The 16053-nt window shown below is 35.5% G+C and carries 13 protein-coding genes; 1 reads left to right on the top strand and 12 read right to left on the bottom strand.

What is annotated here, in order from left to right:
* Positions 1–175: 175 nt before the first annotated feature.
* The 9 genes from scrK to H3T47_RS03625 all read right to left on the bottom strand — a co-directional run bounded on the left by scrK (position 176) and on the right by H3T47_RS03625 (position 9607).
* Positions 176–1048 carry a fructokinase ScrK gene (gene scrK / locus H3T47_RS03585; protein ID WP_199282577.1) on the bottom strand — a complete coding sequence of 291 codons (873 nt, stop codon included), beginning with the start codon at positions 1046–1048 and terminating at the stop codon, positions 176–178.
* 199 nt (positions 1049–1247) lie between these two features.
* Positions 1248–1883, bottom strand: a complete 636-nt coding sequence (locus H3T47_RS03590; RefSeq protein ID WP_199282578.1) for a hypothetical protein — start codon at positions 1881–1883, stop codon at positions 1248–1250.
* 146 nt (positions 1884–2029) lie between these two features.
* Complete coding sequence (locus H3T47_RS03595) at positions 2030–3301, bottom strand: UDP-N-acetylglucosamine 1-carboxyvinyltransferase (protein ID WP_109918718.1); 1272 nt, start codon at positions 3299–3301, stop codon at positions 2030–2032.
* 128 nt (positions 3302–3429) lie between these two features.
* On the bottom strand, positions 3430–5049 hold the full coding sequence (locus tag H3T47_RS03600) for a CTP synthase (protein WP_199282579.1): 1620 nt from the start codon (positions 5047–5049) through the stop codon (positions 3430–3432).
* A 125-nt stretch (positions 5050–5174) separates the two neighbouring features.
* Positions 5175–5729, bottom strand: coding sequence for a DNA-directed RNA polymerase subunit delta (rpoE, locus tag H3T47_RS03605; RefSeq protein WP_199282580.1), 555 nt, complete (start codon positions 5727–5729; stop codon positions 5175–5177).
* Positions 5730–5776: 47 nt separating this feature from the next.
* The gene (locus H3T47_RS03610) at positions 5777–6181 is read right to left on the bottom strand and encodes a DUF1934 domain-containing protein (RefSeq protein ID WP_038523927.1); all 405 of its coding nucleotides are present in this window, start codon (positions 6179–6181) and stop codon (positions 5777–5779) included.
* 127 nt (positions 6182–6308) lie between these two features.
* Positions 6309–6482 carry a hypothetical protein gene (locus H3T47_RS03615; protein ID WP_199282581.1) on the bottom strand — a complete coding sequence of 58 codons (174 nt, stop codon included), beginning with the start codon at positions 6480–6482 and terminating at the stop codon, positions 6309–6311.
* A 168-nt stretch (positions 6483–6650) separates the two neighbouring features.
* The gene (locus tag H3T47_RS03620) at positions 6651–8255 is read right to left on the bottom strand and encodes an ABC transporter ATP-binding protein (protein WP_199282582.1); all 1605 of its coding nucleotides are present in this window, start codon (positions 8253–8255) and stop codon (positions 6651–6653) included.
* A 461-nt stretch (positions 8256–8716) separates the two neighbouring features.
* Positions 8717–9607: a helix-turn-helix domain-containing protein gene (locus H3T47_RS03625; protein ID WP_199282583.1), complete on the bottom strand. Its 891-nt coding sequence runs from the start codon at positions 9605–9607 to the stop codon at positions 8717–8719.
* A 139-nt stretch (positions 9608–9746) separates the two neighbouring features.
* Between H3T47_RS03625 and H3T47_RS03630 the strand changes: the two genes are divergently transcribed.
* Positions 9747–11105, top strand: coding sequence for an HD domain-containing protein (locus tag H3T47_RS03630; protein WP_199282584.1), 1359 nt, complete (start codon positions 9747–9749; stop codon positions 11103–11105).
* A gap of 50 nt (positions 11106–11155) precedes the next feature.
* On the opposite strand, the gene H3T47_RS03635 is transcribed toward H3T47_RS03630, so the two are convergent.
* From H3T47_RS03635 to H3T47_RS03645, 3 genes are all read right to left on the bottom strand, one after another.
* Positions 11156–12748, bottom strand: coding sequence for an ABC transporter ATP-binding protein (locus tag H3T47_RS03635; RefSeq protein ID WP_199282585.1), 1593 nt, complete (start codon positions 12746–12748; stop codon positions 11156–11158).
* Between the two features lie 91 nt (positions 12749–12839).
* On the bottom strand, positions 12840–14429 hold the full coding sequence (locus H3T47_RS03640) for an ABC transporter ATP-binding protein (protein ID WP_199282586.1): 1590 nt from the start codon (positions 14427–14429) through the stop codon (positions 12840–12842).
* The gene (locus H3T47_RS03645; RefSeq protein ID WP_199282587.1) at positions 14419–16020 is read right to left on the bottom strand and encodes an ABC transporter ATP-binding protein; all 1602 of its coding nucleotides are present in this window, start codon (positions 16018–16020) and stop codon (positions 14419–14421) included. The genes H3T47_RS03640 and H3T47_RS03645 overlap by 11 nt, the downstream gene beginning before the upstream one ends.
* Between the last annotated feature and the right edge of the window lie 33 nt (positions 16021–16053).

The following is a 16053-nucleotide window of genomic DNA, read 5'->3' on the forward strand; positions in this document are numbered from 1 at the left end:
AGAAAAAAGTTAACAAAGTTCAGTACAAAAACTGAACTAACAAAAAAAGCATGAAGATTTTTATCTTCATGCAATTATTAATTATCTTATTACTTTCTGTTTATGCAAAATCAATTCTAAAATATGCACGGTAAACTGCTAAAGTGCCGTATTCTAGTGGTTTACGAAAAAATATTTACTCCCTTAACAATCTTTTTGCTAAAGCAAAATCACCGACTGTTGCTGAACCATTATTAATTATTTCGGGCATTGTGATGTATTTTTCTAATGAAGGAACATGGACGTAGTCATTTAACAAAGACTTAAAATCACGTCGCACTTTTTCTAGGAACTTTTCACTAGTGACTCCCCCACCGAAAACAATTTTGTCTGGGCGCAAAATTAACGTGGCTTGCAAAGCAGCTTGTGCCACATAATAACTCATGATATCCCATACTGGATTTGATAACGGAACTTCTTCGCCCGGCTTGTTAAGGCGCGCTTTAAACGTCGGACCTGAAACCAGGCCCTCCAAACAATCCTGATGAAAAGGACAAACACCAGCGAAATTCATATCATCCGGATGATGTTTAACTTTGACATGACCCATTTCAGGATGACCTAAAGAACCCACTAATTTACCATTAATAATTGCTCCGCCACCTACACCTGTACCAATGGTGTAATAAACCAGAGAATCCACGTCTTCATTTGCAAGTTGCGCCATGACGTATTCACCATAAGCAGAGCCGTTAACATCGGTAGTAAAGAAAACCGGAACTTTAATTGTCTTAGTCAATCGCCCTACAAAGTCTGTATTAGCCCAACCTTTTTTCGGAGTATCAGTTATATAACCATAATTAGGTGCTGTTTTTCTGACCTCAATTGGTCCAAAAGATGCAATACCAATTGCATCGACAGCAAATTGCTTAAAATAATCTACGGTTTTTTGTAACGTTTCTGCCGGCGTTGTCGTGGGAAAAGTGATTTGATCCTTTATTTGATAATTTTCATTGCCAATAGCACAAACAAACTTGGTACCGCCAGCTTCAATTGATCCTAATAACATTTATAACTCCTTAATTGACCTTTCGTTTCAATTACTTTTTTATTATAACTCTCAATTTTAGACAAAAAAGAATTTTATTAAATAAAGGCCCGCCTAACTTTTTACAACTTAAACACCGATTATTAAATTCTATATTATGCAAAAAAGAACCTGAAGTTATCACACTTCAAGTTCTTTTTTCACTTAAGCAAAGTTATTTCTATTTTTGGATAACAGGATAAAGACCAATAAGAAGCACAGGGATTTCACCCAACGTGCCATATTTAATAAATTCCTTCACTTGTTCAATTGAAGTCAGTGCAATTTTCTTCTCTCGGCCAGTCAGTTTATTTGCCAAAGCTGCAGCTTTACCTAACAATTTTGCAGTTGGCTTTTTATTAGCCTTAGCAGTCATCACACTTAGTTCTGCCTTAATTAGAGGCTGCAGTTTCTTGTCATGTACATGTTTGTTATAAATACCGTTTAAATAGACGGTAGTGCCCTTATATTTGCCACCTTTTGACACCAAGTCAACAAGCATACCATTGTGAATTGGTCTGACTTTTTTAACTTTAAAAAGAGTATTATTTTTAACAATCTTTTGCAGTACTTTTGGACTATAGGATTTACCATTAGTTTTAATTAGTGCCCCGTCTTCTGCATCAATTAGTTTAAAAACATAACCTGCACGAGCAAACTTGTTAGTTAACTCCTTATTAGAATAATGGTAAGGAGCAGCGTTAACAACAGTTGTTTTTGCAACAACATTATTTACTGCCAAGGTTGAACCTACTGGTACACTTAAGAGTACTGCTGCTATAAAAGTCTTAGGAAGACTGTGTAATTTAAATTTCATTATTGCACCTCGCTATTTAATTAGTAATGACTAAAGTATATTACAATTTATTTACAAAAGAAACAATAATGACATATTTACTTATAAAAACACTAAAAAAGACTAACCGTAACGATTAGTCTCTTGCTGAAAATTAAACTAGCTATCTAGTCTGCCACATCCTGAATTTTTACATCAGCACCCAGCAAACGCAATTTTTCTTGTACTCGGTCGTAACCCCGTAAGATATTGCCAGCATTATTAATTACCGTTTTGCCCTCTGCCATTAATCCGGCAATCATTAGGCAAGCTCCTGCGCGAATTTCTCCCGCAGAAACTGTAGCACCGTGAAGTTTAGCGGTAGGATGAATTAAAATAATGTTGTCTTCAACTTTGATGTCTGCACCCATTTTGCATAATTGCTTGATATGGCCAATCCTTTTGGGATATATCTGGTCAATAATCACGCCTTCACCGCTTTTAGCAGATAGTAAAAGAGGTGTAACCGGCTGCTGTAAATCCGTCGCAAATGCGGGATAAGAACCCGTTCTAATCTGCGTCATCTTCAAGTCACCAGCAGGATAGACAAATAAAGAATCTTCAGTAGCATCTATCACTAGACCCATTTCTTCAACTTTGGCTAAATATGAGTCCAGGTGTTCCTCAATAATGTTATGAATGCGAATACCATTTCCAATACAGCCAGCTAACGAAATATAAGTGCCGGCTTCAATCCGGTCAGGGATAATTGTATGAGGTGTCTTGGCTTCAAGCCGCTTGACGCCCTCAATCCTAATCGAATCTGTTCCAGCACCCCTGATAACAGCTCCCATATTATTCAAAAAAGTTGCTAAATCAATTATTTCTGGTTCTTTAGCAGCATTGTTGATAATAGTTTGGCCCTGAGCAGTAACGGAAGCCATTATTATATTCATCGTTGCGCCCACGGAAGGCATTTCTAAATGTATTGTGGCTCCATGCAAACCATCAGCCGGAGCCGTAATTTTTATTTGATCATCTTCATTTTTTACACATGCGCCTAAGGCTTCAAATCCCTTAATATGTTGGTCAATGGGGCGGGGACCGATATCATCTCCACCAGGGAAGCCCACAACAGCCTTACCAAAACGACCAAGAAGAGCTCCCATAAAGTAATAGGAAGCACGTAAACTCTTGATTTTACCACTTGGCAATGGGCTCATCTTAATGTGTTCTGGATTGATACGCAATGTCGTATTATTAAAGTCACTGACGACATCCATTTCACTTAGCAGATCCATTAAGTTGTCAACATCTGCAATTCTGGGAACGCCCTCCAAAATTACTGGTGTTCGCGACAAAATTGAAGCTGGAATCAGTGCAACGGTTGAGTTTTTGGCACCACCGATCCAGACATCACCCTGCAGGGGCTTTCCACCATGAATTATCATTTGCTTCATTGGCGAAAAAATCCTTTTCTATTTCGTTTAGTCATAATAATGTTAAAGGAATTTAACAGAAAAAACAAGAGAAGACCTTCGCCTTCCCCCGTCCAAAAATTTGATTTTGTATTATCTAATTACGCCAATTAAAGCTTTTCTTCAGGAAGACCGCTAGCAGCGCCAATAAATGCCTTGTATAGACCTTCTGGTCTTTGCGGCCTACTTAAAAATTCTGGGTGATATTGTGCAGCGATAAAGAATTTATTTTTAGTCAATTCAATAATTTCAACTAAATGATTATCTGGTGAAACACCGGCAAAAGTCATGCCTGCTTTTTCAAACGCATCACGAAATTCATTATTAAATTCGTAACGGTGACGGTGACGCTCTTGGATGACATCCTGATTGTCATAGGCAGCAGCCGTCTTTGTGCCCTTCTTCAAGGTTGCAGGATAAAGACCCAAACGCAAAGTTCCGCCGATATTTTCTTCATCTCGCTTATCAGCCATAATATCAATTACATTGTGCTTAGTTTTAGGATCAGCTTCAGTTGTATTCGCATCTTTATATCCCAAAACATCACGGGCAAATTCAATAGTAGCCATTTGCATACCCAAGCACACACCCAAAAATGGAATATCATTTTCGCGGGCATATTTAATCGCGGTAATCATTCCTTCAAAGCCGCGTGAACCGAAGCCGCCAGGAACAATTAAACCGTCGGATCCTTGCATGTAGTCAGCAATATTATCTTCAGTGATATCTTCTGCTTGCACCTTGTTAATTAGAACATTAGTGTTATAAGCATAGCCGGCATGTTTGAGCGCGTCGGTTACAGAAATATAAGCATCTTCAAGTTCAACGTACTTGCCAACCAAGGTAATCTTAGTTGTATGTTTAAGATTCTTAACCCGCTCGTCAAGTCGTTGCCATTCTTCCATATCAGCTTCATCTTTAGGACTCTTGATATGTAGGAAATCACAAACTTTTTGATCCATTCCCTGCTGTTGGAAAGCTAGTGGCAAATCAAAAAGTGATGGAGCGTTAATGGACTCGATAATGCGGTCAACCGGTACATCAGTAAAGTTCGAAATCTTATCTTTATGTTCTTGGTCAATTGGCATTTCTGCACGTAAAACGAGCATATTAGGTTGGATTCCGATACTCCGTAATTCAGCTACTGAATGTTGAGTTGGCTTAGTTTTCATTTCTTGAGCTGCGTGGAGATAAGGTACTAAAGTACAGTGAATGTACATCACGTTTTCTTCACCGACTTCACGCCGCATTTGTCTAATAGCTTCCATGAAAGGAGTAGATTCAATATCGCCAACAGTACCACCAATTTCTGAAATGACAACATCTGAATCAGTAGTTAAACCGGCACGCATAATTTTTTGCTTGATCATGTCTGTAATATGAGGAATTACTTGAACGGTCGCACCGTGATAATCGCCCCGGCGTTCTTTTTCCAATACTTCTTTATAAATCTTACCGGTTGTGACGTTTGAATATTTGCTCGTCCTTACATCAACGATTCTTTCGTAGTGACCCAGATCAAGGTCCGCCTCAGTACCATCATCAGTGACGAATACTTCACCGTGTTGATAAGGATTCATTGTTCCGGGGTCAATGTTAATGTAGGGATCAAACTTTTGCATCGTAACCTTTAATCCGCGGTTTTTTAATAGTCGACCTAAGCTAGAAGCGGTAATTCCTTTGCCCAGTGAAGAAACAACACCGCCAGTAACGAAGATATATTTTGTCATTAGCCAAACTCCTTTGCAAAAAATAAAAATAATCAAAAATAAAAAAAGCTCCCATACGGGAGCTTAAACGCACATAACGTGCCCAAGTAAAATACTATCTATTTTAAGACTCAAAGTCAAGAAAATTATTCTTCTTCATCTTCATCGCCGTCATCATTTAATTCAGATAACTGACCTTCAATGCCGTCTGGTAAATCTTCATCATCTTCATCATCGGTATTGACATAATCTTCGTCATCGTCAAAGTCATCAGTTTCATCATCTGCGGTGGCGTCTAAATCTTCATCTTCTGGATCATCATTATCATAATCAATAATATCATCGCTACCAGTAGCACTGGCTAAAAAGGCGTTAACTTTCTTATGGTGGGTACGAGTATCCTCCTCGTCCTCATCTTCAGGGTGGTTAACTTCTTCATCCACTGATTCATAAGGAAACCATGAACGAAGTGCCCAGACATTTTCACCCATAGAAATGAACTCACCATTAGTGTTCATATCAGTATAAAATTGGGGCAAACGTTCCCTTATTTCTTCATCACTCACGCCTAAGTATTTTTGCACGGCATTAACAATATCAGCAAAAGCCATTCTTTTATTGTTGTCTTCCAGAATTGCGCGAGCAACTTCAATCATTGATAATTCATTGCGATTTTTATTTTTAAAGTCGTTTAATCCCACAATTGTATTCCTCTCTCTTAAACAGTCTTTTTTATTTTACTAGGCGTTCAAGTAAAAATCAATGTGATGGTATAGTTACCTATTAAGTATAGACCACTATAAAGGTCATATTCAATCTGAAGTTCACGTGAACCATCATTTTTAGGGAAAAATTTAATAAATTTTGTCGTGCTTTGTAAGTCCATCTGATAACCTTGCGCAATGTAGCGGCAATTCATCCGCTCACCAACAATAAAATGTAATTGCGAGTAATTATTCTTATCAGTTCCACGCCTAATTATTACATTATTTTCTCTAATTAAAATTTTAACTGGAATTTGATTGTCTTCCAAGTATGAAACTCTGACAGCTCCCTCTGATTCAGTTAGATTACCTTGAGCTTGTTTTTTAAAAGTTTCACTTTCTTTACCTTGAATAATTCTACTAGTAAAATCAATTTTTACCTTAGTCATATACTTGATTTCTTTACAATAAAAAAGCTAATCAGGTTGATTAGCTAAAATAGCTCATTATTTTTATATCATTTTAGCAGACAACATTATAAAATAAATTATTTTATTATGCCAGTAATTACTCTAATTATTTCTTTTTAGGCACTGACAGCAAAATATTAATACCACCAATTATAATTAGGCTTGTACAAACAACAACAATAAATTTTTCACCAACATGATCAAGAATTATTCCAGCAACGACTGACGAAACGGGTCCACCAATATTGGCAGCGGTAACCCTTTGAGAATTTTTTACCAATATTTTGTTAAGCCTTCATCTTATTCTCTTTTTCTAACATGATTTTTCTCTAAAGGTTTTCTTTTTAATAATATCATTTCCCATTAATTGCTTAAAATAAGCAATTATTTTTTAATGGTTTGCGTCACATTTAAGTTATATTTACCAAAAACGGTAATTATTAGTTAACTAAACATTTATGAGTTGGTCAAATTTATCTTTATTTTCTTCGTGTAACTGGTGACTGACGAATAAAACAGTAATTTTAGGCAGATTTAAAAAGTCATTTTCTACTTTAATTGCGGCTGTTTTGTCCAAGCTGCTGGTCGATTCATCGAGTAAAAAAAGTTTACGCTTTCTAAGTAATCCGCGAGCTAATGCCAAACGCTGCTTTTGTCCGCCAGATAAACTAGCACCACCTTCGCCAACTGGGGTATCTAACTTTTGCGGCAAAGAGCTCACAAAGTCCCATAAATCAGCCTTTTCCAGTGCAGATTTTATTTCTTCATCAGTAAAATGTTGACCGAGTTCCAGATTATAGCGCACTGTATCATTAAAAAGATATGCAGTTTGATCAATGTAAACTATATTGGCACGTAAGGTACTATTATCAATATTTTTATATTCAGTATTATCTAATTCAAGTTTTCCCGTATAATCGGTTAAACGGCCAGCCAAAATTTTTAAAAGAGTACTCTTGCCACTGCCTGATTCGCCATCCACCGCAATTTTTTGTCCGTTTTCTATTGTAAAATTAAGTGGTTTTTTAAATACTGGTTTATCTGGATGATATGCAATTTGTAAATTTTTAGCTGAAATATTGATAGTAGCAATTTTTCTATCACCTTCAATATTAGCTTTAATCGGTTCATCTAATTGATATTTGCTAAAAATCGGATTGAGTGCCTGCAACTCAGTCAAAATCGGTGCAATAACAGCTAATGAATTAAAAACATTAAAGGCCAGCGAAGTAGATGAATTAATTACCCCAATAGTTACCTGCTTTTCTAAAATCAGAAAACCTGTCCAAGCCTGAATAGCTACTTGACTAATAACATTGCTGGCGCCAGCTATACTGCTATTATATGAACTGTATTTTGCTTGCCGAACTTTTGCCCCAATTAACTTTTTAACGGCGCTAGTAATCCGCTTTTCTATTTGCTGTTCAGCGGTAAAAATATTATAAGTGGCAAAGCCTTGCAGGCAATCATTAATAACATTAACTACTTTTTCATTTTCCTTACTAGTAGTGAAGTTGCTGCTGGCAACTTTTTTACGCACAAGCTGTGGCAATCCTAAAGTAAAAAAGGTTAAAATGATCACTAGTGGTAAAAAAGTCCAATTAAATTTGAGCAATGCAATTAAAGAGAAAACTGAATCGCCAAAAATTTGCACCATTGAGAATAAATTGGTAAAACCATTTTCTTCGATTAAATTCATATCATTAGTCAGCCATGAGGTGTAAACTCCAGTATCATGTTGTTCAAAACGTGAAACCGGATAGTTCTCTAAGTGCAAAATAATATCTTGCCGTAATCTTAAACTTAGGAATTGAACTGTTTTTACACTTAAAACCTGCTCACTAATTAGAAAAATGGTCATTACCAAAAATAGTAAAATATTGAGCAAAATGTACTTAAAAAAAGCTTGAAAATCAAGTTTTATCAAGCTATTCAAAATGAAAACATTAATTAATGAATTAAGCACCCGAAAAACTGAACAAATCAGTTGTAGAATAACTACCACTGTCACTTTTCCCGGTTCTTGTTTAACGTATTTAAATAGATTTTTCATAGTAATGTGACCTATAAGTTTTTTATTTCATAGTTTATGTGACTTGCTGTAGCAAAAGCTGTTTGTAAATAAGTTTATCATGATTAATCCTAAATTAAAATCTCATTTTTACTTAATTTATGCTGTAAAAATTGGCTAAATTATCATAAAAAGGAAGATACAAAAAAAGAGCAAAAATACTTTTGCTCTTTTTTACTCTGTAACAAATATCTTTAAAGAAAACCAAAATATTTGTTATTTAAACTAGGTATAAACTTTCAAATTTGTTCATAAAACATAATTAAAGTTCTATTACTTAATAAATTCAAAGTAAATATCAATTTACCAGTCAGGTTCTGGTAAGATGACAATTACATCTCTCAACAAATCCATAATATATCTCCTTTTATATCAATATTATTAACACCTTTTATGCTACTACTAATAGCACCATTTACAAGTATATTTTCATATTTGAAAACTTATTTAACCAGCTTATTAACAAACGTGCTAAATCCTGCTTTATTTAATATGTACCTGATTTCAGTAGCTTCGTTATTCTTTTGCTTAACAAGGTCACTGAAATATAGTCCTAATATTTTTGTAAGAGCTAAATTTATTTTCCCAGGTAATTTTCTCAAAAAATCCAATGGCTCGTAACAATAATCAATTTTTCCTAATTCAATACACCAGTTGACATAATTAACCATTAAGACACTTAAAGCAACCTCAGTTTTATTTTCCCTTTTTTCAGAGCCATTATAGCGTCTAATGACATTTTTAACCAAGAAAGTAGCTTCTTCAATGTTATATATACGAATGATATTTGCTAGTATCACAATGCGATAATATTCATTTTCATCAGTGTCTTTTTGGAAAATCATTTTCTTAATCTGATTTTTTTGTTTAGTTGTTAATTTTTTGAGAGCTTTTCTATCATGAGTATCAGCAATCAATTTGGCTGCTATTTTAGTAAATTTAATAGCAGGAGTTTGAATTTTGATCTTCTCTAGGTCTTTAATCACTTTATTGATTTCGTCATCATTATCTTCAGTTGCAACCTTTATAAATTTATTGTATAAGTCAGTTGCTTTTTTCTGATCATTTTCTTTAATTGTAATGTCTCCGAAAAATTCCTTAGGATTGACATCATGGCTTTTTAAAATTTCTAAAAAGTCGTTTATACCAATATCATTCAACCCCCGCTCCACTTTAGAGTAAAAGGATACAGAAATAACACCAGCTGCCATTTCTGTTTGTGTTAATCCCAATTGTTGGCGCAAATTTTTAAGTTTATCACCTATATAATTCATTAACTCACCTATCTCTTTTTGTTTATTTATGCACTTACAATTATGCTCACAATTGCTCAAACTAGCAAAATTTATTATTTAATTTTAATAAAAAACGCGAAAAAGACAAACAAGTTAAACTATACGGCTTAAATTTGCTATAATTTAAGTAATTAATAACATTTTAAGCAGATTTGTTAAATAGCTATAGGGGATATACATGCCAAACTTTCATAGTAATAGACTAGCTAAAGAAGTAGTTTTAAGAGATCCGGTACACGAATACATTCACATTGAAGATCAGGTTATTCTGGACATTTTAAAGACTAAAGAATTTCAGCGCATGCGTCGTATCAAGCAGTTAGGACCGATTGCCTATGTTTTTCCCGGTGCTACTCATACCCGCTTTGAACATAACTTGGGTGTTTATGAATTAACTCGCCGCATTTGTAATATTTTTGCCAAAAAGTATCCTTCAAGACGCTCAGGTGATGGACTTTGGGATGACAATAACAGGCTTTTAGTGGAATGTGCTGGTCTTCTTCACGATATTGGTCACGGCCCCTATTCTCACACTTTTGAACACCTTTTTGGAACTGATCATGAAAAAATCGGGCAAAAAATTATTATGGACCCCAGCACCGATATTAACCGCGTCTTAAGCCAAGTTTCGCCCAACTTTCCTGCCTTGGTTGCCAGCGTGATTGCAAAAACGTACCCTAATCCCCAAGTAGTAAAAATGATTTCGAGCCAAGCAGATGCAGATCGGATGGATTATCTTAAACGTGATGCCTATTTTACTGGTGTTACTTACGGTGAATTTGACTTGTCCAGAATCTTGCAGGAAATTCGTCCATACAGTGATGGCATTTGCTTCACTATGGCTGGAATGCACGCTGTTGAGGACTACATCGTTTCCCGTTACCAAATGTACCAGCAGGTCTACTTTCACAGGGTCGGACGCTCAATGGAAGTTATTTTGCAGCATTTACTTGAACGAGCAAAAATTGCTTACCAACAAGGTAATTTGCCGGTCACACCTAGCTTAGCGAAATTTTTAGCTGGCAATTGGGATCTTGCCGACTATCTCAAATTGGATGATGGCGTGATGGAAACTAATTTTTCAATGTGGACTAAATCAAGTGATCCTATCCTAGCTGATTTGAGTAAACGTTACCTTTTCAGACGACCGCTTGCCAGTGTTTGCATTGATGAAGAAACTAAAAGTTTGTTGCCCAAGCTAAAAACCTTAATAAAACAAGCCGGTTTTGACCCTAATTATTATACTGATACCAACTCTGCATTTGATGAACCCTATGACGCTTATAAACCAAGTGGCAAAAATGCTAACAGTCAAATTGAAATCATGCAGAATGACGGTCAATTAATAGAACTATCACAACTAAGTCCGCTTGTCCGTTCACTTAACGGAACATTGCAGGGCGATGAGAGGTTTTTCTTCCCCAAAGTTATGATGTCTAACAACCTTGAACCACAAATTTTTGATCCCCTGTATCAAAAGTTTCAACGTTACGTCAAAAATGGTACTCTACGCTATATTAGAAAACCCAAAAAATAAAAAACTGAATCTGCTAGATTCAGTTTTTTGCTGTTTATTCAAAGACAATTTCACCCTTTAACATTTTTTACCAAGTGAATTTCTCTATCAAACAGCTGTTTCATTTGCTTGTTAAAACTGTGAGCGATAAAAATTACTGTAGCAGGGGTAGCTATAACCTCATGCAAAATTTGCATTGTTGCTTCTTGGTCAATGGCACTAGTGCCTTCATCAATCAAAATAATTTCACTCTGATGAACTAAAGCTCGTACCAACACAATCTTTTGCCTTTGACCACCTGAAATATTCAATTTATTAAGATCAATCTTTTGTTCCAACCCGTTATCAAATTTGGCAATGTCTCCAGCTAATTGCACTTTCTCAGTCAGAGCTGGTAAAGCACTCTTTAGTTTATCGACAAACATCGTCATGTTATCGGCAATGCTGACGGGAAAGAGAACTGGATCTTGGGGAATATAACCAATTTTACTCATATCGGGTGTAACCACGACTCCGTTTTTATTTTTAAAAATGACTTGACCAGAACTTGGTTTAATTTGACCTAAAATCAGCTTAAATAATGTTGATTTTCCGGCTCCAGAATCACCAGTTAATAGTATTTTTTCGCCAGGTTTCACATTAACGTCAGGAAAGAGCAAACTCTCACCATTGGGAAATTTTAGGCTCAGATCATGCGTACTAATTGCAGCAGGCGTTGCTACCTTTTTAGTCTCTACTTTTTCTATCGGTGCAGCCGTTTTAGCAATTTCTTTGTTTAAAGATTGGGTTCCCTTCATTTGACCATAACGATTAACTATAAGTTCAATACTTTGCCTTAAATAGAAATTACAATTGCCTACCCCAGTGATTGCACCAAATGCCACTAAGTTAACTTGGAACAAATAACCCGCTAGTAAGAATAAAATTAATGAAAAAGAAACTGATACCAATCCGTTAATTATACTTAGTAATTGCGTAACCCCATTTTGCTTAACATAAGAATCTTCTAGCTCTTTAGCTGCATCATTAGTTACTTTAAATAGCTTTCCTCCGGCAAAATAACGTTGTAGTTCTTCAAGGCCATTAAGCCACTTTTCTAAACAATCGAGATATTGATTATTACTCTTTGAAATCTTGGTCATTGAATTTTGTAGTGGCTTTTCTAATAGTTTTGGTAACAATAACGAAATAGCCACCATCAAAATAATTGTTAGAAGTAAACTCCAGTGTAATGAAATAAGCAGAACAACTACAGATACTAGATTAATAACACCACCAATTAGACTAAAAAATGGTGCAAAATAATTTTCTTGGCTCTGATTCAGGTCATTTGTTAATCGATTTTGAATCTGGGCAACAGAATGCTCTTTTTGATCCGCATAAAAGTGAGATACAGATCTTTTTCTGATATGAAAATTAAATTCCTCTTGTTGTTTTGATAGAAGGAACGCATGCAGTCCTTGTATTATATATTGAAATAGGAAAGGCATAAATGAAATGACATTTATAATTAAAAACTGTTGGAATTTCTGTTGCTGAATTGCTGTGGTTAAAAGCATAATTAATTGTGTAGTTACAATTGGTAAAGTCCATTCTAAAACGGTAATCAAAATTAGTATCATGAAGCGTAAAGGACTTTGTCTGTACAAGTCTTTGATTGTCATAGTGGTTTTTCTCCTTTCTTTTAGTTTATTTTTATTATCTGGGTTAAAAATTCTTAATACGAAAATATAATTTGAGTTGCAAGTCACATTTTTATTTTGTTTGTTTAACTAGGTGAATTTCCCTATCAAAGAGTTGCTTCATTTGTGTATTAAAACTATGAGCAATAAAAATCACTGTGGCTGGTGTTGCTGTAACTTCCCGTAAGATTTGCATTGTTGCTTGCTGGTCAATAGCACTAGTACCCTCATCGATTAAAATAATTTCACTTTGGTGAACTAATGCCCGCACCAGAACAATTTTCTGTCTTTGCCCACCTGAAATATTCAATTTATTTAAATTAATTTTTTGGTTCAAGCCTTTATCAAATTTAGCAATATCACCTGCCAGTTGCACCTTCTCTACCAGTTGAGGTAGAGCACTTTTTAGTTTATCGGCAAACATTGTCATGTTATCGGCGATGCTTACTGGAAAAAGTACCGGATCTTGGGGAATATAGCCAATTTTACTCATGTCGGGGTTAACTATATTACCATTTTTGTTTTTAAAAGTGATTTGTCCCGAACTAGGTTTAATTTGCCCTAAAATGAGTTTGAATAACGTTGATTTACCTGCTCCAGAGTCACCGGTTAAAAGAATTTTTTCACCGGCTTTTACATCAATATCAGGAAACAGCAAACTTTCACCATTAGCAAATTGCAAACTGAGATCGTGTGTAGTAATTGCAGCGGGTGTCGCCACTTCTTTTATTTCTTTTGTTGTTACTGGCGCGGCCGTTTGGGCAATTTCCTTGTTCAGAACGCCCGAACCTTTCATTCTGCCGTAAGAGGTTACTATAAACTGAATTCCTTGTTTCAAGTAGTTTAGGCAATTGCCTACTCCTGTAATGACGCCGAATACAACCAGATGTTGTTTGAACAAATAACCTGCCAGTAAAAATAAAATCAATGAGAAAATTGTTGATACCAAGCCATTAATGATAGTCAATAACTGCATGACTCCATTTTGCTTAACATTAGCATCTTCTAATTCCTTCGCTGCAGCACTTGTTACCTTAAATAATTTTGCACCACTAAGATAACGCTGTAGTTCAGCAAGTCCATTCAGCCATTTTTCCAACTTGTCAAGATACTTTTGATTGCTCTTTGAAATATTAAGCATTGACTTTTGTAACGGCTTCTCAAGCAGCTTGGGTAAAGCTAAAGAGATTAGCACCATGATTAATATTGTTATGAGCAAACTCCAATGTAATGAGAGCAATAAGACAACAGTCGCAATTATAATGACTATTCCGCCAATTAAACTAAAAAGAGGGGAAAGAAAATTTTGCTGACTTTGAACCAAGTCATGGGTTAAGCGGTTTTGAACTTGTGCTACTGCATGGTCTTTTTGATCTGCATAAAAATGTTTAGTGGTTTTATCCCTGATTGCAACATTATATTGCTCTTCCTGCTGAGACAAAATGTATTGTGACAGCCCCTGCAGTAAATAATCTGACATTGCACAGACAAAAGCACATACAATAGCAATTAAAAACATTTTAAAATTGCCTTGTTGAATTGCGGTTGTTTCAATAATACTGAATACCGTACTAAGAATTAACAGTGCATAGAAACTGACATTGATTAAAAGTAAAATAATAAAACGTAAGGGATTTTGTTGATAAAAGTCTTTAATTGTCATCCGAATTACCCTTCTTTTTATTTGATTGTAAATGAATTTGATAATCAAATTTTTCTTTTAATTCGGGGCTAAAGTTATGAGCAATCATTAAAACCGTCTTATCAGTATCAAGTAAATCACCAATGATTGCACTAGTGGCATTACTATCTATTGCACTAGTAGCCTCGTCTAGTAGCAGAAACGGCTCATCATGAACCTCCGCTCGAGCTAAGACTACCTTTTGTCTTTGTCCACCTGATAAATTGCCCTGATCCAGATCAACCACAGTATCAATTTGCTTGGGAAACTTGGCTAAATCTGGCACTAACTGAACTCTTTGAATGACTTCTTTGAGCTTGCTAGTCAATTTACGATTAAACATCGTAATATTATTAGCAATAGTGTCAGGAAAAAGAGTTGCATCTTGAGCGACATAACCTAACTGAGTGTTTTGCGGTAAAATTTTGGTGCCGTCTTTAGCAGTGAAATAAACTTCACCTGTTTCAGGTTTAAGTTGTCCCAGTAAAACTTTGAATAAAGTCGACTTGCCTGTACCAGAATCACCAGAAAGTAAAACTTTATCACCTTTGTTGATCGTAAAATCAGGATAGGTAATACTTTCACCATTTTGGTATTGCACCATTAAATTGTGACACTCTACGCCATAAGCAACAGTACCTTTTTTTCTTTCAGGTAGTGGTTCTGTCAATTGTGCAATTTCCTGACGCAATTTTTTGGTGGATCTCATCTGCGTCATTGCACTAATAACTGACCAGAGACCATTAAAAATTGTTGAAGCGAAGCTACCAGCTATAAACCAATCACCTAAAGTAATCACATGTGCAAAAAATAGCAGCCCACTCCATAAGCTTGCTCCTATTTGACCAATGGCATTGCCTAAGCCATTAATGCTAATAGAAATTCCTTGCACTTTTCTTCTATAAATATTGGCTGCTGCCAGTTTCCGGCTGTCTTGGCCAAGTGCTCTGTCCAAGCGAGCTCCCGCACTGTAACGGCGTAATTCTCCTAATCCGGAAAACCAATTTTCAATGGTATTTAAAAGCTGTGCGTTTTTCTTAGCTGCTGCAGCTGTAGAATTCGATAACTTTTTGGTCATAATTTTAGGTAGCATCAGCACAATAATTGCCGCTACAGCAACAAATAAAATTAATGACCAATGCAGAGTTATCAATGTGCCAATTGCAAAGACAAGACTTAACAAATTGGTCCAAATTTCAATCCAAGGTGTAGCATAATCATCTGTTAAAATCTTGAGATTGTTGCCTAACTCATTTTGCATTTCTGATACTTTATAACCGCCAGAATTGTAATACCGCCGCATTATTTGGGCACGAATGTTGTGCACGCATTCCTGAATTTGTTTGTTGAACAAAAAAGTACCTAACGGCAAAGACAAGACTGTGAATATAGAAAAAGCAAAATCAATAAGCATCCACAATACAAATCTTTCCCAATTACCTTTAGTTAAATCATTAATTGCATATTTAAAAAGATAGGTCGAGATTGTTCCACCCACGGCATAGGCAAAAAAGATAAACAGAATGAAAATTGCTCGTGGAATATTAGTTTTTAATAGCTCTTTGAGTGACATCGCTTTTCGTCCTTTCATTTTTACTATGATTTT

Source organism: Lactobacillus sp. W8093 (assembly GCF_016100925.1).
GTDB classification, from domain to species: Bacteria; Bacillota; Bacilli; order Lactobacillales; family Lactobacillaceae; genus Lactobacillus; species Lactobacillus helsingborgensis.